Annotated in this window: 21 protein-coding genes, 1 tRNA gene and 1 pseudogene; 18 read left to right on the top strand and 5 right to left on the bottom strand. The window is 61.6% G+C overall.

Annotation, left to right across the window (positions count from 1 at the left end):
• Positions 1-1,413: a M48 family metalloprotease gene (locus tag Q0139_RS09635; protein ID WP_298020780.1), complete on the top strand. Its 1,413-nt coding sequence runs from the start codon at positions 1-3 to the stop codon at positions 1,411-1,413.
• Positions 1,410-2,168, top strand: a complete 759-nt coding sequence (locus Q0139_RS09630; RefSeq protein ID WP_298020778.1) for a DsbA family protein — start codon at positions 1,410-1,412, stop codon at positions 2,166-2,168. The genes Q0139_RS09635 and Q0139_RS09630 overlap by 4 nt, the downstream gene beginning before the upstream one ends.
• Before the next feature lie 10 nt (positions 2,169-2,178).
• On the opposite strand, the gene Q0139_RS09625 is transcribed toward Q0139_RS09630, so the two are convergent.
• Positions 2,179-2,814, bottom strand: a complete 636-nt coding sequence (locus Q0139_RS09625; protein ID WP_298020775.1) for an RlmE family RNA methyltransferase — start codon at positions 2,812-2,814, stop codon at positions 2,179-2,181.
• Positions 2,811-3,878, bottom strand: coding sequence for a Ppx/GppA phosphatase family protein (locus Q0139_RS09620; RefSeq protein WP_298020771.1), 1,068 nt, complete (start codon positions 3,876-3,878; stop codon positions 2,811-2,813). The genes Q0139_RS09625 and Q0139_RS09620 overlap by 4 nt, the downstream gene beginning before the upstream one ends.
• A gap of 144 nt (positions 3,879-4,022) precedes the next feature.
• On the opposite strand from Q0139_RS09620, the gene Q0139_RS09615 reads away from it, so the two are divergent.
• The 13 genes from Q0139_RS09615 to Q0139_RS09560 all read left to right on the top strand — a co-directional run bounded on the left by Q0139_RS09615 (position 4,023) and on the right by Q0139_RS09560 (position 11,588).
• Positions 4,023-4,096: transfer RNA gene (locus Q0139_RS09615), tRNA-Gln, on the top strand.
• A 168-nt stretch (positions 4,097-4,264) separates the two neighbouring features.
• Positions 4,265-5,458, top strand: a complete 1,194-nt coding sequence (locus Q0139_RS09610) for a site-specific integrase (protein WP_298020768.1) — start codon at positions 4,265-4,267, stop codon at positions 5,456-5,458.
• Positions 5,455-6,411, top strand: a complete 957-nt coding sequence (locus Q0139_RS09605) for a hypothetical protein (protein ID WP_298020766.1) — start codon at positions 5,455-5,457, stop codon at positions 6,409-6,411. The genes Q0139_RS09610 and Q0139_RS09605 overlap by 4 nt, the downstream gene beginning before the upstream one ends.
• Before the next feature lie 152 nt (positions 6,412-6,563).
• Positions 6,564-6,737 (top strand): excisionase, encoded by a 174-nt coding sequence (locus Q0139_RS09600; RefSeq protein WP_298020763.1) that lies wholly within the window; start codon positions 6,564-6,566, stop codon positions 6,735-6,737.
• Positions 6,737-6,940, top strand: coding sequence for a hypothetical protein (locus Q0139_RS09595; protein ID WP_298020760.1), 204 nt, complete (start codon positions 6,737-6,739; stop codon positions 6,938-6,940). The genes Q0139_RS09600 and Q0139_RS09595 overlap by 1 nt, the downstream gene beginning before the upstream one ends.
• Positions 6,941-7,089: 149 nt before the next feature.
• Complete coding sequence (locus Q0139_RS09590; RefSeq protein ID WP_298020758.1) at positions 7,090-7,332, top strand: hypothetical protein; 243 nt, start codon at positions 7,090-7,092, stop codon at positions 7,330-7,332.
• Positions 7,329-8,336 carry a CHC2 zinc finger domain-containing protein gene (locus Q0139_RS09585; RefSeq protein ID WP_298020755.1) on the top strand — a complete coding sequence of 336 codons (1,008 nt, stop codon included), beginning with the start codon at positions 7,329-7,331 and terminating at the stop codon, positions 8,334-8,336. Before Q0139_RS09590 ends, Q0139_RS09585 begins: the two co-directional genes overlap by 4 nt.
• Positions 8,333-9,841, top strand: a complete 1,509-nt coding sequence (locus tag Q0139_RS09580) for a YfjI family protein (protein WP_298020753.1) — start codon at positions 8,333-8,335, stop codon at positions 9,839-9,841. The genes Q0139_RS09585 and Q0139_RS09580 overlap by 4 nt, the downstream gene beginning before the upstream one ends.
• Positions 9,842-9,980: 139 nt before the next feature.
• Positions 9,981-10,289: a hypothetical protein gene (locus tag Q0139_RS09575; protein WP_298020750.1), complete on the top strand. Its 309-nt coding sequence runs from the start codon at positions 9,981-9,983 to the stop codon at positions 10,287-10,289.
• Positions 10,286-10,507: a hypothetical protein gene (locus Q0139_RS09570; protein WP_298020747.1), complete on the top strand. Its 222-nt coding sequence runs from the start codon at positions 10,286-10,288 to the stop codon at positions 10,505-10,507. Before Q0139_RS09575 ends, Q0139_RS09570 begins: the two co-directional genes overlap by 4 nt.
• On the top strand, positions 10,507-11,316 hold the full coding sequence (locus Q0139_RS09565; protein WP_298020744.1) for a hypothetical protein: 810 nt from the start codon (positions 10,507-10,509) through the stop codon (positions 11,314-11,316). The genes Q0139_RS09570 and Q0139_RS09565 overlap by 1 nt, the downstream gene beginning before the upstream one ends.
• Complete coding sequence (locus Q0139_RS15530) at positions 11,255-11,425, top strand: hypothetical protein (RefSeq protein WP_367180739.1); 171 nt, start codon at positions 11,255-11,257, stop codon at positions 11,423-11,425. Before Q0139_RS09565 ends, Q0139_RS15530 begins: the two co-directional genes overlap by 62 nt.
• A gap of 1 nt (position 11,426) precedes the next feature.
• Positions 11,427-11,588, top strand: a complete 162-nt coding sequence (locus Q0139_RS09560) for a hypothetical protein (protein ID WP_298020742.1) — start codon at positions 11,427-11,429, stop codon at positions 11,586-11,588.
• Between the two features lie 158 nt (positions 11,589-11,746).
• Here Q0139_RS09560 and Q0139_RS09555 read toward each other — a convergent pair whose 3' ends face one another.
• From Q0139_RS09555 to Q0139_RS09545, 3 genes are all read right to left on the bottom strand, one after another.
• Positions 11,747-12,067, bottom strand: a complete 321-nt coding sequence (locus Q0139_RS09555; RefSeq protein WP_298020740.1) for a hypothetical protein — start codon at positions 12,065-12,067, stop codon at positions 11,747-11,749.
• Positions 12,064-12,519, bottom strand: a complete 456-nt coding sequence (locus tag Q0139_RS09550; protein WP_298020738.1) for a hypothetical protein — start codon at positions 12,517-12,519, stop codon at positions 12,064-12,066. The genes Q0139_RS09555 and Q0139_RS09550 overlap by 4 nt, the downstream gene beginning before the upstream one ends.
• Positions 12,520-13,129: 610 nt before the next feature.
• Positions 13,130-13,840, bottom strand: coding sequence for a hypothetical protein (locus tag Q0139_RS09545; protein WP_298020736.1), 711 nt, complete (start codon positions 13,838-13,840; stop codon positions 13,130-13,132).
• A gap of 181 nt (positions 13,841-14,021) precedes the next feature.
• Between Q0139_RS09545 and Q0139_RS09540 the strand changes: the two genes are divergently transcribed.
• The 3 genes and pseudogenes from Q0139_RS09540 to Q0139_RS09530 all read left to right on the top strand — a co-directional run.
• Positions 14,022-14,354 carry a hypothetical protein gene (locus Q0139_RS09540; RefSeq protein WP_298020732.1) on the top strand — a complete coding sequence of 111 codons (333 nt, stop codon included), beginning with the start codon at positions 14,022-14,024 and terminating at the stop codon, positions 14,352-14,354.
• Positions 14,355-14,364: 10 nt separating this feature from the next.
• Complete coding sequence (locus tag Q0139_RS09535; protein WP_298020729.1) at positions 14,365-15,357, top strand: hypothetical protein; 993 nt, start codon at positions 14,365-14,367, stop codon at positions 15,355-15,357.
• A pseudogene (locus Q0139_RS09530) lies at positions 15,358-19,839 on the top strand (hypothetical protein); the annotation flags it as partial.

Genomic DNA, 19,839 nt, shown 5'->3' with positions numbered 1-19,839 from the left:
ATGAGTATTCCCGCTCCCCGCCTGTCGTTCGGGCCAGTCGTTCTGCGTCTGTCGATCTTCCTGCTGTTCAGCCTCGGTCTCGCGCTACGCCCCGTTGCCGCGCAAACCGTGCTGCGCGATGCCGAGACCGAAGCGCTGTTGGCCGATATGTCCCGGCCGCTGATCGAGGCGGCGGGCCTGCAGCCCGAAAATGTCGAGATCGTCCTGCTCAGTGACGGGTCTATCAACGCATTTGTGGCGGGTGGCCAACGCGTCTTCATGCATTCGGGGCTGATACTGGCGGCGGACAATGCCAACGAGGTTCAGGGCGTCATCGCGCACGAACTGGGCCATGTCGAAGGCGGCCATATCATCCGCCTGGGTGAAGGTGCGCAGGAAGCGACGGGCATCAGCCTGTTGTCGCTTCTGGTGGGCGCCGCGGCTATTGCAATGGGCGCGGGCGATGCGGGCATCGGCATTCTTTCGGCCGGGTCGCGCGCCGCGATCGGTCGCTTCCTCTCCTATAGCCGCGTGCAGGAATCGAGCGCCGATCTCGCAGGCGCGCGCTATCTTTCGCAGGCCGGAATCAGCGGCCGGGGCAGCCTTGCCTTTTTCCGTCGGCTGCAGAATCAGGAATATCGCCTCGCGATCCCACAGGATGACAGTTACGATCGCACCCACCCGCTCAGCGGCGAGCGAATCTCGATTCTGCGCGAACTGTATGAGGCCGATCCGGGATGGGACACGCCGACCGATCCCGAACTCGAAGCGCGTTTCCAGCGGGTCCGCGCCAAGCTTTTCGGCTATGTTCAGGATTATCAACAGACTCTCGTCGAATTTCCCGAAAGCAATGTGAGCGTTCCGGCGCGCTATGCCCGCGCCTATGCCTGGCATCGCGCCGCCTATCCCGACCGCGCGCTTGCCGAGGCGACGTCGCTGATCGAGGCCGAACCGCGCGATCCCTATTTTCGCGAATTGCGGGGACAGATCCTTCTCGAGTCCGGCCGGCCGCAGGACGCGCTGCCCGATCTTCGCATCGCCACCGAACAATCGCGCAACAATCCGCTGATTTCGGCGCTGCTCGGCCACGCGCTGATCGCGACGGAGGACGAGTCGAATCTGGAGGAGGCGCGGCAGGTGCTGCGCATCGCTGTCCAGCGAGATAATCGCAATCCCTTTGCCTGGCGCCAACTCGGCTATATCTATTCGCAGGAGGGCGACCGCGCGCGCGCCTATCTGGCCACCGCCGAATATGCGAACCTTGCCGGACAGCATGTGGAAGCGTTGCGCAATGCGCGGCAGGCGATGCAGAATATCGACGAGGGGTCCGCCGATTGGCTGCGTGCGCAGGATATCGCGCTCGTCTCCGAAGCGGCGATCGATCGAGAAGAGCCGCGCCGCAGGCGGGAGCCGGAGGAACTGGGAACTCAATGACATTGAAGACTTGGGCAACCGGCGCGCTGATCGCGCTTCTGGCCGCCGCAGCGGCCTTTTTTGCGTTGCGCGGCGGCGGGAGCTTTGTGGCCGGCGACCAGCCGGTGAGTCTGCCGGCGGGGCTGGACCGTGTTGAACTGGAAGCGGTTATCGAGGATTATATCCTCGAGCATCCCGAAATCATTCCGCAGGCGATGGAACGGCTGCAGCAGCGCGAGATGCTGGCGGCGGTCAGTTCTGTCCGCTCCTCGGTAGAAACGCCCTATGCGCAGGGATGGGCGGGCGCCGCCAACCCGGATGTGACCGTGGTCCAATTCTTCGACTATGCCTGCGGTTATTGCCGGCGTAGCCTGGGCGATATCGAGCGGCTGCTGGACGAAGATGACGGCGTGCGCTTCGTGTTCCGCGAACTGCCAATCCTGAGCCCCGGTAGCGAGCAGGCGGCGCGCGTGAGTTTGGCCGCTGCCGAGCAGGGCGAATATTTCGCCTTCCATCGCGCGATGTACGAGGCGGGACGGCCGAGCGACGCGACGATTTCGCAGGCGGTTCGCGCTGCGGGTCTCGATCAGGCGGCGGTGCAGCAGGCACGCGATTCAGAGGCGGTGACGCAGGAATTGCAGTCGAACATGCGGCTGGCCAGCCAGCTCGGTATCAACGGCACGCCCGTGTTCGTCATCGGCGACGAAATCCTGACGGGTGCTGTCGGTTACGACCGTTTGAAAGAGGCAATCGAACAGGCGCGCGCCGAAAGCTGATTGCCGCGCTTCAGCCCTTGAAGCCCTTTGCCACCACATACCATTCCGACGATCCCTTGCGGCTTGCCGGCGGCTTGGCGTGCTTGACGCTCGAGAAATTTCGTTTGAGCGCGGCGACGAGATCGTTATCTGCACCGCCCGCGAGGACCTTGGCGACGAAATCGCCGCCCGGCGCGAGCGTTTCCGCAGCGAAATGTGCCGCCGTCTCGACGAGCGCCATCGTCCGCAGGTGATCGGTCTGCTTGTGGCCGATCGTATTCGCCGCCATGTCGGACAGAACAAGGTCCGGCGCGTCGCCCAGTAGCTCCGAAATGCGGTCCGGCGCCGCATCGTCCATGAAATCCATTTCCAGGATTTCGACGCCTTCGATGGGATCGGTCGGCAACAGGTCGATCCCGACAATGGTCGCATTGGAACACCGCTTGCGCGCCACCTGCGCCCAACCTCCCGGCGCGATACCGAGATCGACGATGCGGGCCTTGCCGCCCAGGATGTGGAACCGCTGGTCGAGTTCGATGAGCTTGTAGGCGGCGCGGCTCCGATAGCCTTCGCTCTGCGCCTTTTTGACATAGGGGTCGTTGAGCTGGCGTTCGAGCCAACGCGTGGAGGAGGCGGTGCGCTTCCGTGCCGATCGGACCTTCTTCATGACGGTCCGCTATCCTTGGCCATGATCGAACGCAGGATGCCTTCCCGAATGCCGCGATCGGCAATTCCGATCCGTTCGGCCGGCCAGATATCGAGAATCGCCTCGAGGATAGCGCACCCCGCCACCACCAGGTCGGCCCGTTCGCGCCCGATACAGGGTATTTCGGCGCGTTCCGGCACCGACATATGGGAAAGGCTCTGGCTGACCTCGCGCATCGCCACCGAAGGCAGGTTGAGTCCGTCGATCTTGTTGCGGTCGTAATGCGGCAGATCGAGATGCACACTGGCCAGCGTCGTGACCGTCCCGCTCGTGCCGAGCAGGCGCGGCTGGTAGCCGATCGTGGGCAGGGTCGAGGCGAAATCGGCGAAACTGTCTGCGACGCGTTTGCGCATCCGGGCGTAGGTATCGAGCCGGTCTTCGAGCGAGGTGAGGTCGTTGAATTCCTTCTCCGCCAGGCTGACCACGCCCCAGGGCGCGCTGTACCAGCTCAGGATCTCGGGTTCCGGCATGCCCGGTTCGATCAGCACCAATTCGGTCGATCCGCCACCAATATCGAAGATCAGCGCCGGGCCATCGCCGGGTTCCAGAAGGATATGACAGCCGAGGACAGCGAGGCGCGCTTCTTCCTGCGGGCTGATGATGTCGAGCGCAATGCCCGTCTCGCGCTGCACCCGGCTGACGAACTGGCGCGCGTTCGCGGCGCGGCGGCAGGCCTCGGTGGCGACGGAGCGTGACAGGCTGACATGGCGGCGCCGCAGTTTATCGGCGCAGATGGCCAGCGCATCGACCGCCCGGTCGATCGCCCGGTCGCTCAGCCGCCCGGTCGTCGACAGCCCTTCGCCTAGCCGGACGATCCGGGAAAAGGCGTCGATAACGGTAAACCCGTCGTCGGACGGGCGCGCGACGAGCAGGCGGCAATTGTTGGTGCCGAGATCGAGCGCGCCATAGGCTCTGCGGTTTGTCGGGCGGGACGATGTGTGGTGATGGCGCGATTTGTCGTGATATCGTGCGGCGCCCGGAGAATATCCGGTTTCCGGGTTCGCATTGGCGCCAGAATCATCCACCTATTATATCTTCACATCTTTGTTTTCCGGATACGGCCGCACGGGCCGCCGGTACTTGCCTTCAAGCTAACGAAAGCGGGGCCCGAGAGCAAGATGGCCGCATTGACAGGCCGCGACCCGCTGCCTATGTCGCCGCCTCCCGGTTGCCCCGTCGTCTAACGGCAAGACTACGGACTCTGACTCCGTCAATCGTGGTTCGAATCCACGCGGGGCATCCAAATCCTAAATTCCGATGTTGTCCGGGCGAGTTCGTAGCCCTCCGCTACCCTGCTTAAATCTGCGCGTGTTCTATCCACGTTCTTTTCCGCTCGCGTCCGTTGCGGTGCGATGGAAGCCGTGGCATAGTGTGGGACGAATTGAGGGGCGTCCCTCATGAGGAGCATGCCGTGGCTCTAACAGCATTGAAGGTTAAGCGGGCTGGACCGGGCCGCCATGCCGACGAGAAGGGCTTATACCTGCTTGTTCGTCCGTCAGGTTCGCGGAGTTGGGTGCTGCGCGTCCAGTTTGACGGCAAGCGTAGGGACTATGGGTTAGGCGGCCACCTTTCCCTCGCGGAAGCGCGCGACCGGGCGAATCGATGGCGCAAATGGGCGAAGGATGGCCGCGATCCGCGTATCGAATGGGAAAGGCTCAACGAGACGGTCCCGACATTCGAGGCCGTCGCGCGTGAAGCGTTTGAGATTTTCCGAAAGAAGTGGAGGGCCGGAAAACATCAAAATCAATGGATGACGATGCTGGAGCATCACGCGTTCCCGAAATTGGGAAAGCGACAGGTTGATGAAATCCGGCCACGCGACATCGCGGCTGCTATGGAACCAATTTGGGAAACGAAGCCAGAGGCTGCGAGGCGGGTGCTGTCGCGGATCGGTCGCATCCTCGACTACGCTTGCAGCAAGGACTGGCGAGACGAACAGGCCCCGATGCGGGCGACCAGAACGCTTCTGGGCGATCAGGGAAAGGAAACTCGCAGCTTTCCCGCCGTTCCCTACGAGGAAATCCCTATGTTGTGGAACGCGATGAGGGGCGCGAATGATACGCGCCAATCGGTCGGACGGTTTGCGCTCATGTTCGAGTTGTTGACGGCTGCTCGTCCGGGTGAAGTCCGCTGGATGCCATTCCGCGAGTTGGATTTTGCAAGTGCCCGATGGGTGATTCCGAAGGCGCGATACAAGACGAACAAGCTGCATATGGTGCCGCTATCTTCCCCGGCGATTGCGTTAATCCGTTCGCTGCCGTGGTTTGACCGGCTTGGCCCTGATGATTTGGTATTTCCCGGCACGAAGCGTGGGCAGCCTATTTCCGACGCGACGATGAAATCCGCTATGCGCCGGGCCGGGTTCGGCGAATATACACCGCACGGCACGTCTCGAAGCGGCTTCCGGGATTGGGCTGCTGAGGTCGCGAAGGCCCGGCATGAAGTAGGGGAGGCGGCTCTAGGCCATCTACCGGGCGATGATGTTGTGTCGGCCTATTTGCGCGCCACCTATTTCGACGAACGGCGCGAGTTGATGGACCGCTGGGCTGACTATGTGACCGGCGTTCAATCGAACGTCGTTTCTATTGTGAAGGCGGGCGCATGATGATGGAGAGATTTCGGAAGCATCACCCCCCAGGGCGAAATCAGACAGATTTTTGGGGCCGCAAATCAGATTGGCCGGAACCGCCAAGGCGGTTTATTTTCCTCGGGGAAGCGCTGCACCAAGTCGGAGGCCACCTGTGCGGGGATAAATGGACCGGCGACGAACCGCGCGAATATTGCGGGTATGACGTGGATGCCCATAGTCTCGATCAGATCATCACGATGGACATTCCCTCCATCGTGGCTGCGAGGAATCTTGAAATGGCGCGACGGCGGATAGCCGTTCGGCCTGTCTCGGTGGTTAGCTCCCGACCCAGCTACGGCTTCAATGTCTTGAAGAACAAGCCCCAAGCGCCGGTCATTCTGCCTGCCAGGCAGCAGGATATGCACGTTCGCGATTTCCTCCATATTCAGGATAGGCTTGCTGCCGTGGCGGAATTTAAGCGTCGCGCATCAAGTAAGCGCCGCATGGATGTGGCAATGCGCTGGCTCACTGCCATGGGACGGGAGGGGCAATCCTTTCAGACCTTCATGCGTGATGAGTTGGGCGAATTTGTGCAGGCCCGCCCCGGCGTGTGGAATACCGAGGATCTTTGGACCGACCGATTTGAGGCGTGCACAATCGCATATCCCGGCCTGTTCGTTCACCAGCGGTCGGCGGACAGATTCAGAGAGATTTGGGGTGACACTGCTTTTCTGTTTCTTGACAGGGATGGGCTCGCAAAGGCGCTCGCGGGCAAGCCGCTGCCGAAGTTGGGGGCCAAGCAAAAAGAGGCGTGGCCCTATTTGCAGGCAATGCACGAACTAATTGTGTCCGGAAAATGCGTCAGTGACGCTGCGCTTTCCATCGTTGCCAAAGAGCAACTGGACAAAAATTGGCACATTGGCGCCGAAGGCGCGTGCAAGCGGCTAGAGCGGCTCTATCCGAAGTGGAGGGAGTGGGCCTCCGCCTGAACCTGTCCGCAGGCGTCCCCGAAGTGTCCTAAATGTGTCTGCGGGTGTCCTTGGAGCGTCCCCGAAGTGTCGGCTTTTGTCGTTTGAATTCAATATTCTAACGGCTGTTTCGTCCTATAATGCCCATGCGAACTGCATTGGAAGGACTGAACATGGCCGAACCTCTCGCATACCGGATTGCCGAGCTTCCGTGGGGCAAATCCAAAACTTATGAATTGATCGGCGCGGGCCGTCTCGAAACCAGAAAGGTTGATGGCGTAACGCTCATCACGGCGCGCTCTGTTCGCGCGCTGCTCGACCTCGACGACGCACGCGAAGCCGCCTGATGGCCTCTCCCGACAATCTCCGCACATCGGCCCGGCTCTCGCTGGCAGCGCTCAAGGCATCGGCACCAACAGATGTCGAGGCGCTGGCTGCCTGGGCGCAGGTGCTTGCGGACGATCTCACCGAAGCCGCCATCACGGCGGAAATTACCGACAAGGAGAATGGCGATGACGCCACAAATAGAAAAGCCGCCACGGGCGTGTGACGGCTCTTCCGATGTTTCCATTAACGGCGGGAACACCGGATTTAATACTCGCATCACCCGGAAATATCAAGCGCACTGGCTAAGCGAACGCGGCATGGATCGGCGGCAGTCTCGTGAATTTGCCCGCCTGTGGTTCGGGGAGACGCGCGATGTCTAAAGGCCCCTCGATCTATCGTCGGCTCGGCATTGACGTTGTGACGGCATTGCCTGCTCAGGGTCCGGGCTGGAACCTGAAGCTGCTCCGGCATGATGGCAGCTGGTCGCGTCCTTTCGAGCAATTGTCGCACTGGTCGAACCGTGACGAGGCAGAAGACGCCGGACGCGAATATCTCGCCCAGGCGAACCGACCGACAGTGATGCTTCTCTGCACGGGCAGGGTGGTGGCGCAATGACCGGCACAATCGATTTCGACGCGATCCGGGAAGCCAACCCGCTCCCGGCCGTCGTCGGGCGGTCAGTGGAACTCATACGCGCCGGGAATGAATATAAGGCGCTCTGCCCCTTCCACCGGGAAAAAACGCCGTCCTTCACCATCTTCGCGGGCGGGCTGAGATTTTACTGTCACGGGTGCGGCGCGACTGGCGATGTCGTCGATTACGTCCGTCTCGCTGAGGGTGTCGGCTATCGGGAAGCGGCGGAGCGGTTGGATGCCGGGCTGATACCCAAATGTCGCGATATCGACGCGCTGCCACCCACAAGACCAAAAGCGACGATATCGTCCGCCGAACGCATCTGGCGCAACGCCGTGGAGGCCGCAGGGAGTCCCGTGGAGGCGTATCTGAAGGGCCGGGCCATCACCATACCCCTTCCGTCGTCGTTGCGCTTCTCGCGCCTTGCATACCCGCGTGCGCAATATGTCGAGGCGGGCTGGGCGGTTCCCGATCCGCTGCCAGTCCTGCCATGCATGATAGCACTGGTGCAGGATGCGGACGGCAATCCGACTGGGATACAACGAACGTTTCTGGACGAATTCGGCGAAGGCGAAAGCGTCGCCGGCATGAAGAAAGCCAATGTCCCGAAGCCCAAGCTCGGCCTCGGCTCGATCATAGGCGGCGCGGTACGTCTCGGCCCCGTGCAATCTGAAATGCTGGTGTCGGGCGGTATCGAGGATGGGTTGAGCCTGTCCCAACTGCTCGGCCCTCCGGCGCTTGCTGTGACCGGCGAAGCGATGATGTCGCGGCTCATCCTGCCGGACGGCGTGCGTTCGATCGGCATTGCAGCCGACAACGATGATGCGGGCCGCATGGCAGTGCTGGGCGCGGAAAAGCCCAAGCCGAGAAAAGGTGCGGCGGAAGCATTCAAGGATCAGGGGCGGGCCGTCTCGATCTACTGGCCTCCCGATGGCGCGAAAGACTGGAACCAACATTTAACCAACAATCAGAGGGTGGCGGCATGAATATGGTGGCAGAACAAATCCGGGCGACGGCCGAAGTGGTGTCGCTCGGTCCTGACATGGCAATTCTCGACGAGGGGCGCGGAGCCTCCCCCGTCATGCCGGGCGAAATGTTCGGAGATCTCTGGCCCCTTATCTGCGACATTGCGAAGGCGAAGGGTTCGGCGCCCGACAACGCGGCCCTTGCGTTCTTGGCGGCTGCGGCGTCCGCCATCGGAGGAAAGCGCCGCGTGTCACCTTGGGGGGACTGGTCTGAGCCTTCCGTGTTGTGGGCCGCGTGCGTCGGCGATCCGTCCTCCAACAAAAGCCCCGCTATCGACGCGATGGTTGATCCTCTTTCCGACATTGAAGCGGATTTTGCGAAAGAACATGGCGACATTCGGCGCAAGTTCGAGGTAGAGCGCGACGTAGCCAGGGCGGAATATGACAACTGGCAGGCGGCGGTGAAGGCTGCTGTGAAGGAAGGCAAGGAGACGCCCGCAAAGCCCGAAACGGCGGACGAACCACAAGAGCCTGCTCGGCGTCGGTGCGTGGTCAAAGATACCACTGTGGAGGCGTTGGTTGGCGTTCTCCAAGGCAATCGCAATGGCGTGCTGTGCCACCGGGACGAGCTGACCGGCTGGCTCGAATCGTTCGACCGCTACAATTCTGGCGGCAAGCCCTTCTGGCTAGAAGCCTTCCGGGGTGGGCAATACACGGCAGACAGGAAGGGCGGCGGCACGACGCACGTTCCTTTCAACGGCGTATCGGTGCTTGGCTCAATCCAGCCTGACAAGTTCCGCGACACAGTATTGCAATCGAGTGATGATGGGATGGCGGCGCGATTTCTCTATGCGTGGCCTGCGGAAATAGACTTCGCCCGGTCGCGGCCTGTCTATGGATTAGAGCGCGTTGGTTCGATCTACCGCGCGCTTATCGAAATGCCATGGGGAATGGGCCGTGAAGGTGAGATTGCTCCGCGAACGATCCCGTTCGACGACGCCGGGGCCGATCTTTTCGAGGATTGGGGAAAACAGAATCAGCGCGCCGCTCGCGCCGCGCACGGGCTTTACAAGGGGTTTGTCGGCAAGTGTCGCGGCCTGATCCCTCGGCTCGCTCTCGTTAGCGAATATCTCGCATGGGCAAGCCGTGGTGGCGATGAGCCGCAAGCGATCTCACGCGAAACGGTCGGGGCCGCAATCGACTTTGTAGAGGATTATGCAAAGCCGTCCGCCCTGCGCGTGTTCGGTGCCGCTGCTCTGCCCGAAGTCGAACGCAACGCGGCCATGCTGGCAAAATATGTCAGGAGCCTTGGGAGCTCGCGGGTCAACCTTCGTGAATTGAAGCGCTCGCCGCACAAGACGCATTTGGCCCCGATGCGATCCGGAACTGCCATGGACGACGCAGCCGCATACCTCGTCGAAAACGGAATCTTCTTCTCCGACGGGGAACGATCTGGCGACACTTCGGGGCGGCAATCCAAGGATTTCACGGTCTGCGCGCAACTGCTGGAGGATTCCGATGGGTAAGTGGCTCGACAGGGCAAGGGCGTTCGACGACGCCGGGGACGATAGGGTCGTTAGGGTAGATAGCCCCCCTAATGACCCTATTGCCCCTAATGACCCGCTTCCGCCCGATCTCGTTCTAGGGTTGCGCAGTCTCGAAAAGATGAGCGCCCCGCGTGCCGCGATGGGATGGGGCGGCCTCTGGCGGCAAGTCGTCGCCGATGCTCTCTGGCTCGCCGGTTCGGGCTATGCCGCGCAAGCCTTGGCGCTGGGGTGGAAGCCGCTGCATTTGTTCGGCGCGGTTGATGATCCCATGTCGGACGCGCGCCCCGGCCTCGCCGTGTGGCTCAATGGCTCCCGCAAGCTCGTGCTTCTCGATGACGCTGCGCTTGCTCCCCAGGGCGATATCCGCCGCGTGTTCAACGTCCGCCCCCCTGCTGGCGCGGTCCTGCTGTGGGAGTTGGGACAATGAGGATTCCACTGGTTCACACCGAAGCCCTTGGGATGAAGTTTCACCGGCAACCGATCTCAGTCGTGCCAGAGGAAGGCGAGTTGGCTGTGCTCGATGCCGGGGATGATTACCGGGCAGACAAATACCGCCCGGCGAAATTCACGGATGGTGAATGGCGCACGCTCGGCGGAAACCCGCTCAATTTCACGCCGACACACTGGACGAGGATGGTTGGCTAATGGCCGAAAAGCCCGAATTTAAGTCGATGCCGCCCGAAGGCCGCGAATTTGACGAGCGCGACGGACCGAAGATCGCGGAGGCTGTGCGCCGCCATCGCAAGCGCCCGGTTGTGCTTGACGCGATTATGGAACGGAGCAGCAGCACTTCGCGCCATGCCGTGCGTTCGCCTTACAGCGATGACGATACATGGTGGGCAATGCTCGCCGATGCGTTCGGGACGAACAGCAGCCAGACCGCGCACGTTTTCCTCGATCAATTGCAGGCGCTTTGTCGGGAATTTTGGGACGAGGAAGAGGGCAAGCTTGTTCCGAACAGCGACCAGCTTTCTTTCGCGATCACCTTTATTCAGTCCATCAAGCCCCGCAATCCGATGGAGGCCGCATTGGCGGCGCAGATGGTAGCCGTCCACTTCGCCACGATCCCTAACGCAGAGTGGGCAATAAGGGGCGCAGAACGCAATGCTGCAACCCTCGCGCGCCTTTCCAAAACCTATGCGATCCAGATGGACACGCTGCGGAAGATGCGGAGCAAGGGCCGAAAGTCGAAACAGACGATCAAGGTCGTTCAGGAAAAGCACGTCCACCACCATCAGCACGTCCACATTGAGGGGGAGGGTCAAGATTTTGGAGGTCAAAGCCATGCACAACGAAGCGAAGAGCGCATGCCAAAACTCGATGGAAGCGGCCCACGCCTCGCCTCGGTGCGGAGCGAAAACGCGCAAGGGGACGGCCTGCCAATCCCCGGCGATGAAGGGGCGGCAGCGATGCCGGATGCACGGCGGGAAAAACACGGGCGCGCCGAAGGGTGAAGCGAATGGAAACTACGTCAGCGGAGAATGGACGAATGAAGCAATCGCAGCACGAAGGTTCGCCAGCGTCGTCATCCGAGCCGCGAAAGGAGCCTCGCTCGCTGGGTGAGATGGCCGACAATCTGACGGACTGCATCGCGAGCATAGAACAGGAGAAAAAAGCGAAGGGGCTGAGCCGGAAGGAACTGGCGACGCTCAACCGGCGGTTGCGCACGGCCAAGTCGCTACGGCGCTGGGTGACATCGCGCCGGGGCTATCCCGATGTGCGCTGACTGAATTTTGTCAGGCCCTACTAGGACCATTCTCGGAGCAATGCGAGCGCGCGTGGTCGATGATGCAAAGCCGCAGGAATCGGCTTTTTTGCAGTCCATATGGCGAGGCAAAAAAAGACCCCGCCGAAGCGGGGCTAGTTTGGCTAGGTTTTGCGCAGCTATCGGTATTCGTTGTGAACGGTGCGCTGGTCGTCTGGATCGTGCCAGCTTAGCCCGTCCTCGCTGACCTGCTCGCCTTCGTCCTCGCAATTGCCGCCGCCCGGATCGCTGATCGGACAGCCGGGGCCGTGGCCGGTCGCATGGGCGAAATCGTCCTCGCAAAATGCCTCAAGGTCTGCGTCGCCGTCGATAGCGTCGAGGCGATCGATCATGCGCTCTATGGCCGCCTCAAGGACGCTGCGCGACGCAATCGCGATGATGGCACTGATGGCCGGGGGTATGGTGGCTCCCGGCTCCTGCTGGCGTAGCACGGCGCTCATTTGTCCGCACCGCGCTTTAGAGCCGCCTCAAGAGCCGTCGCGTCGCCGATGGATAGCTTGACCGTGTCGAGCGTCGTCAGGGCTTGTCTGTTCGTTTCTCCGCTACCGCGCTCCAGAATGTCTCGCACGGACTGCCGCTGCTCGTCTGTCAACGCTGCGATGATGGCACGGGCAAGAGCGAAAGCCGGTGTCGGCTCAATGCTCAACAGCGTGGCAGCCGTCTTGTCGTGCTTGCGCTCGAAGGGGGCCGAATAGTCGAAATAGGCGGCGTGCTGCTTGCGGAGCTTTCTCCCTGCAATCCGGGCTTCGCGGAAACGATAGTTGCGCTGCTCCTGTCGGGCCTGCGCGGTCGGCAGGATCGTAACGTTCTCCGGGCGGTTTGCCCGAAGCTCGCGAAGTGAAGGCCTGCGCTGACATTTCTGCGCTGGCTGTGATATATCGGCTGTAGCCATGTTTCGTCTCCCAAAAGACGGTTTGTGGTCAGGCCCGGTTCGGAAGGTGCAACTTCCGGTCGGGCCGCTTAGCATCGTCGGCTAAGTGATAACATCATTATCACTCACAATTGGCTTGCGTCAACCCTCAAATGATAATATTGTTATCAGGATGAATGCGACACAGTCACGAATGGGCCGCGCTGCGCTAAAGTGGACAATCTCTGATCTGGCGACATGCGCGAGCGTTGGTCGGGCTACGGTCGCCCGTTTCGAATTGGGTGAACCCGTGCAAGGCGAAAGTGTCGCCAAGATTCGCAAGGCTATGGAAGCTGCTGGCGTGCGCTTCGTCGATAAGGGGAAGCTGGCAGGGGCGGTGGTGTTTCGCCACACTTCGGAACCTATTCGCGACTAGGATCGGCCTCTATCGTGAAGGCGATGCAGCCTGCCAACATATCGCCGGTTAGGCGGTCGCAATCCTGAGCATCGAATTTGTCCGCATCCGCTGCCCAATTCCATCCCTCTTCAAAGTCAGTGCAATCCGAGCCACACAGATAGGGGCCGGGGTTGAGTTCGCTACCACACGCAGCAACGAGGGACATGAACAAGCAAACGGCACTGTCCCGCCGCGTCAAAACTCGTCATCCTCAGCAAGACCGATCCTGCGTAACAGGAGTCTCCCTCGGGGGCTCAATTCGAAACCTTGCGCTTTGATCATGCCAGTTTTGCTGTCGAACTCGGGTAGCGCATCCTTCTTCGGTTGAGCGAACCTTGGTCGCAATAAGCCCAGTTGGATTAGATTGTCGCGCGCCAGCTGAAATACCTCAGCCTTGTCGTGGTCTTCTCTGCTGCTGCCCATATGAGCACGCGGCGGCGTTAAAATGTTGGCGTGTTTCTCGCGAAAGTCGTCTTGCCAATGACGTCTTAGCTGAGATGTCATAATGATGATCTGGTCATCGTCTATTTGGTCGAGCAAATTCAACAGCCGTTTGGATTCCAAGCGCGCCGCCTCGTCATCGCCAAGTCCGTCAGCAACAATCTTTGCGATGTACTCCAGACGCTCGTTTGAAAGCGCCCGTGCACTTTGGAAGGCCCCCTCCTCGAGAAGGTCCAAATTCCTGGGGTCTTTGGCTGCCTCGGCCAGTTCGAGTCCTGTGATGCGCCTGTCGAGTTGACGGGCAAATTCGGCAAATCGGTCCATTCTTTGGCCGGGAATGTCATCTAGCAGAATTTCAGTCAGGGCCGGTCCAATTCCAGGAAGAACGCCAGCCACCTGCTTCGCCAAACTGATCGCGCGATCTGAAGGCTTGGCATCCAACCCGTCGTCGTGCTGGTCAGCCAATTTAAATATCCCTTCGCATCTAGCATATATCGCACGCATAATCCCGCGCAGTCCGCCAACTTGCAAGCCCGCAGGAATTCGCTTTTTTGCAGTCCGCATATGGGGTGGCTGCCAGGTCTGTCTGCTTGACAATTACCGCCCATTTATGGCAGTAATGCTGTCCTATTTCGAGGCGGCAAGTATGGGCGGAGTTTCACAGAATCTGGACGATTACGCACCGCTCGTTGATGCGGAACGGCTCGCGGCAGGCGAGCTCAAATGGCTGCGTGATCCGACCGCCGATGAACTGGCAATGGGCTATTCCACGGCCAGCTTTCTTCGGGCCACAGCCGACTTTCTCGATCTCGATTTCAATACTGTCATCGTCGAACTGACGCTGCTGCACGAAGAGCAGCCCCGACTTGTCGAGGATTATCTTGGCTCGCCGCGCGGCTGGATCGCGCTGTGCGATTGGGTTTCGCAAAGATTGTTCGGCACGCATCCCGAAATGATGCTGCCGGTCACTGTTCATTAGGAGACGATAAATGTTTGGTGTCGGGCGCGGTGGCTACCAGCCGGGAATGGAGTGGGAACGGCGAATGTTGGCCATGGCCGCTCCGCCGATGGTGAGTCCGCAGCCCCCGATGGACGCGGCGCGTGCGCTTGCCATGGCCCGCGCCAATCAGGCTCCACAGGAACAAGCTATGGGGCAGGCCGGGAGCACCGATCAGCGAAAGGAAACGGACGGCAATGGCCTCAGCGCTCGCGAAGTGATCGGACTCGTTCTTGCCGGTCTTGGTCAAGCGAGAGGGAACAACGGGCCGTCGCCCTTGCAAATGCTCGGCCTGTATCGACAGCGGCGCGAGGCAGAGCAAGCGGCCAATCGCCGAACCAACATGCTCGGCCAAGCGGAAAAAATGGGCATGTCGCAGGAACAGCGGTTTGCCCTCGAAAACGACCCTGATTCTTTCTTCGAGAATTTCAGCCAGCGCTTCCGCCCGACCGAAGTCGATGCGGGAGATAGCTATATTCTCGACGGTGGTCCGCAGCGCGGCGGCACATCCTACATGGCCCCCGAAACCTTCACCGATGGCCCGAACCAGATGCTTTTCGACCGCCAGAACGGCGGGGCGCAGATGGTGCATGAAGGCCAGACGGATGCAGAATGGTATGCGCAGGCTCAGGGCTTCCTGCCCGGCACACCCGAATTCAATCAAGCCGTGCAGGATCACCAGTTGCCTTCCTGGGGGCCGACCGCGACCGGCAATCGCTCGGCAATACAAGGCCAGCGCGACGCAGCGGCCATGGAGCGCACGTCCGCCACAATCGCGGGGGCGAACAACCGCAACGCGGCGACCATCGCCGGAGCAAACCAGCGCAATAGAGCCACCAATCAATCGCAGGAGCGCCGCACCCGCAATGGCGGGTCTGGTGGCAGGCGGACGGGCGGACAGCCGCGTGAAGGCCAGACCGCACGCAATCCGACAACGGGTCAGCGCATTCGGTTTACGGGTGGCCGCTGGGTGCCGATCAACTAGATGCTTCCCGCCGGTTTCGAGCTAGAGGACGATCTGCCCTATTCCGCCCGCGACATGTTCGGCGAGGTAGGGGAGCTTTTGCCCGGTGCCAATTTCACCTCCGGCTATCGGACGCGCGACTATCAGGCGGACATGCGACGCCGGGGCTATAACCCTGCCCGCAACTCCGACCACCTGACTGGCGGCGCGTTCGACATTGGGAGCGTCCCCGGTATGTCATTGGGGCAAGCGGCTTCGCACCTGCGTGAACGCTATCCCGATGCGCGGGTGCTCTATGGCGACCCCGGCCATCTCGATCACGTGCACGTTGCGTTTCCGGGCTATGAAAGCGCGCCCCCGCTTGGCGGTGCCGTCTCCTACGGCGTTGAAAACCCCGTCACGGCCCTTCCCCAAGGGTTTGAACTGGAAGGCCCCACAGAAGCACCGCAAGCGGCTCCTGACGGCAATGTGCAGCTTGAGGCCGTGTTACTCGGCGGCATCGTCGAGCAAGCCAACGGCGACCGCGGCAGACTGCTGGAACTGGCCATGCAACGCGGTTTGCCCGAGAACGAGGCGCGGCAGTTTGTCGAGGATGAACTAGGCCCGGACGTTCTCACGGAATTGGCGCAGCGCGAAGGCGAATATGCGCGAGCGACGCAGGCAGGTTTCGGCCCCGGCATCGACGCGACCAATCGAACGCTCAACGCTTTCAACGTTGGACTGACGGAAGGCATCGGCGCGCCGGTCGATCTTATGAGCGCCGGGCTTAACCTCATCCCCGGTATCAATATCGACAATCCTGTTGGCGGCTCGCGCAGTCTGCAACAGGGTGCTAATGCCTTGGGGCTGGCGCAAGAGACGCCCGACATGGCCCCGCGCTCGGTGCTGGAAAGCTATATCCATTCGATTGCCCGTGCCGGTGGCCAAACGTCTGTCCCCGCGCTCGGTATCATCGGGCAAGGCTCACGCCTCGCAAACCGCGCTCTGGCATCGCTCAACGCGCTGCGCACCTCCACGGCCCTTCGGACGGGAAACAGCGCCCTAGCGCCCATGGGGGCCACAAGAGAGGCAGGAACAAGGCTCCTGACTGAAGCAGGCCGCCGTCCCGGTGTCGCGCTCGCAACGGAAGCTGGCGCGTCTCTCGGCCAAGGCGTCATGGGTGAGACTGCGCGCCGATATTTTCCCGACAATCCGCTTGTGCAGACGCTTGCTGAAACCGGCGGCGCTGTGCTTGGCGGATTTGCTGCCGGTGTCCCGGCATACCGTTCGCCCCGTAGGCGATCCGAGGCAGGGGGAGAACAGTTTTCCGCCCCTCGTTCTCCCTCTGCTTCCACCGATCTCCCACCGGGTTTCGAGCTTGAAGCTGGCGGCACGTTGATTGCGCCTCGCCTCGATACTCCGACACGCGGAACGATTGCGGCGATGGCCGATGAAACGCCGGTCCCGACCGTCTCGGTTCCCGCCACCAGGGCGATGGATGCCAACATTCCCGATCCGCAATTGTCCGCGACGCTGCCCGAGGGCTTCCAGCTTGAAGGCCAGATGATCTCGCGGCCCTCCGCCTCCGAGATTGCCGACATGGCGGAAGGAGCTGCGCCGGGTGATTTCCTGCCACGTCCCGCCAATCGGATTACCGATCTTGGCGAATGGGAGATGGCAAACCCGCCCCTCTCACGTCCCGCCCCGATCCCTGACGAGATGGCAGAATTGACCATGGAGGTAGGTCGGCGCGGCCCGCTCGATCTTGTGACGTGGTTGCGAACCTCGGGCGGTGTCAGGGAGGAAGCCGGGGAGCTGTCGCACGCCGGTATCGGCAACGCTCCCCGCGATCTCGACTTTGCCCGGAACGAGAATTTCCTTGGCCGTCTCGTCAATGAAGAGGGCATGACGATAGACGAGGCCGGGGAGGCTGCATGGGAAGCTGGCTTTTTCGACGAGCGCCCGACGCCCCGCGAATTTCTGGAAGCGCTCGTCGATACCTACAGCGGGACGAACAGGCTTTTCCGCCCGGAAGATTACGAACAGGTCGGACGTTTCGAGGCTGCGCGCACTACCCGCTATGCGATGGAAGACGCGGCAAGCGAAGGCCGGCCGATTTTCGAGGAGATTGGTCAACCTGCGACGATGGCCGATTTGGATGCCAACGCGGCACCTGTCACGGCATACGAGGATCTGGCAGAGGCGTCCGGGCGCGTCGGCAATATCGACGTTTCGCGGCTTAGGACGCCGCAGGAAATTACGCAGGCAATCCGCCAAACCGAACAGGCAATGGGCGGATTCGATGCGGCACGCCGGGGCCGGATTAGTCACGCCGAAACGGGAGCGCTTGCTGACGATCTCGGTCTGACGGTTGACGATCTCCTGAAGCGCACGCCGGGGCAGGCGCTCAATGCCGAACAAGCCTTGGGGGCAAGGCGCATTCTCGCTGCGTCGGCCAACGATCTCGTAAACAAGGCGCGGGCTGCTGCCGGGGGTAGCGAAGAGGCGCTAACGACCTTCCGGCGCTCGCTCATCCGGCACGCTGCCATTCAGGAGCAGGTCACAGGGATGACAGCAGAGGCCGGGCGCGCCTTGCAACAATTCCGTATCCTCGCCGAAGGGGCTGACGCTCGATTGCCACGCCTCGGGCCTGATGGTTCGCCGCGTCGTCTGCCAGGTGGAGCACGGGCCGTCGATCCCATTCTCGAAGGCGGGGGCGGCCGCGACCGGGTAGAGGCCACGGCGCAATATATTCTCGATCTCTACGAGGAACGCGGGCCTGCCGCGCTCAACCGTTTCTCTCGCGATGCCGTCAATCCGAGCATCGGCGATAAGGTCTGGTCGCTTTGGTATAATGCGATTTTGTCGGGGCCATACACCCACCTCCGAAACATACTCGGCAATTCGGTCAACATGCTGGTGAACTTCTCCGAGCATGGCCTTGCGACCGGCATCGGGAAGGCGCGAAACCTTGTGACAGGTTCGACCGATCGCATCAGCTCGGGCGAACTCGCCGCGCGGCTTTACGGCGCGATGCAGGGCGTGATTGACGGCGTTGGCTATGGCGCTCGGGCCTTCAGGACAGGCGAGGCTTCGGATTACACCTCGAAGCTCGAACTCAATCAAACCACATCATTCCGAGGCCCGGCCAGCTATGTTCTGGAAGCGCCAAGCCGGGCGCTGCTGGCTGAAGATGAGTGGTTCAAGTCGATTGCCCGACTTTCGGAAATTCGGGGGCAGGCGTTTCGTATCGCAGCCAATGAAGGCTTGACTGGCGAGGCGCTGGCCGAACGCGCGGCGGCGCTGGTCGATAATCCGACCACGGACATGCTGGAAGCGGCTGGCGACTATGCGCGCGAACTCACCTTCCAGGAGTCGCTGCAAGGCATCACCGAATCCATCCAGCGCGCCCGGACGATCCGCCCGGACGATTCAATCGGCACCATGGCGGCGCGCTCCGGCCTCCGGTTCATCGTCCCGTTCATTCGCACGCCGGTCAATCTCCTGCGCACCGCTGCACGCCGAACGCCGCTTGGTCTGGCGAGCAGCCGCAACATTGCTGATTTCCGGGCCGGTGGCGCTCGCCGCGATCTGGCGATTGCCCGTGTGACGGCAGGCACGGGCGTAACGGCACTGCTATTCCATATGGCGCGCGAAGGATTGCTGACAGGTGCCGGGCCGCAAGACTGGCGCGAACGGGCCGATCTCGAAGCGACGGGCTGGCAGCGCAATTCCGTCCGCGTCGGCGACACCAACACCACCTATTCGGGCCTCGATCCGTTCGCAATCACGGCAGGCTCGATAGCGAGCATTGTCGAGAATCAGGAAAGCTATTCGGATGAACAATGGGCGGAGATGGTGCCGCATGCCATCCTCGGCGTTGCGGAGAACCTGACGAACCAAACGTGGACCAGCGGCCTATCGGATTTCATCGGCACGCTTCGCGATCCTGAGCGCAACATGCCGTATTGGGTTTCAAGGCAGGCCAGTTCGGTTACTGTTCCCGCCATCGTCCGCCAGCTGAATAGCTCTATGGTCGATCCGGTTCGGCGCGAAACGCGGGGCGATGGGACGATATTGGGTGGGCGCATGGCCAACACGATCCGTTCGGCAATCCCCGGCCTCTCGCAATCCCTCCCGGCCCGTCATGACGTGCTGGGGCGGGAATTGCGCAACGAAGGCGCTTTCGGTCCCGACGCGATCTCACCGCTGTTCCAACGGACTGCGCGCAACGAAGCGGTCATGTCGGAAGTGCGGCGGCTTGGGATTACCATTGGCCCGCCTAAACGCAGCGTCGGCGAATGGCAATTGTCGGCTGCTGAATTTCAGGAATACCAGCGGGTCTCGGGGCAGATGATCCTCGCAGAGTTGCAAGGTGCGATGGCCGATCCGGTCTGGCGGCTGCCTTTTCATCAGCCCTATGAGGCGATGATCGAGCCCGGCATTGCCGATCTCGACAATGCGCCCAAGGGGGGCTTTGCCGGGTCGATCACCGCGGCGCTCTTCCTGCGGCGGTTCGCGGGC

Origin of the sequence: uncultured Parasphingopyxis sp., assembly GCF_937129435.1 — a bacterium.
In the GTDB taxonomy this organism is placed as follows: Bacteria; Pseudomonadota; Alphaproteobacteria; order Sphingomonadales; family Sphingomonadaceae; genus Parasphingopyxis.
Note: the sequence above shows the minus strand (reverse complement) of the source record. Positions and strands in the feature narration are given on the sequence as shown.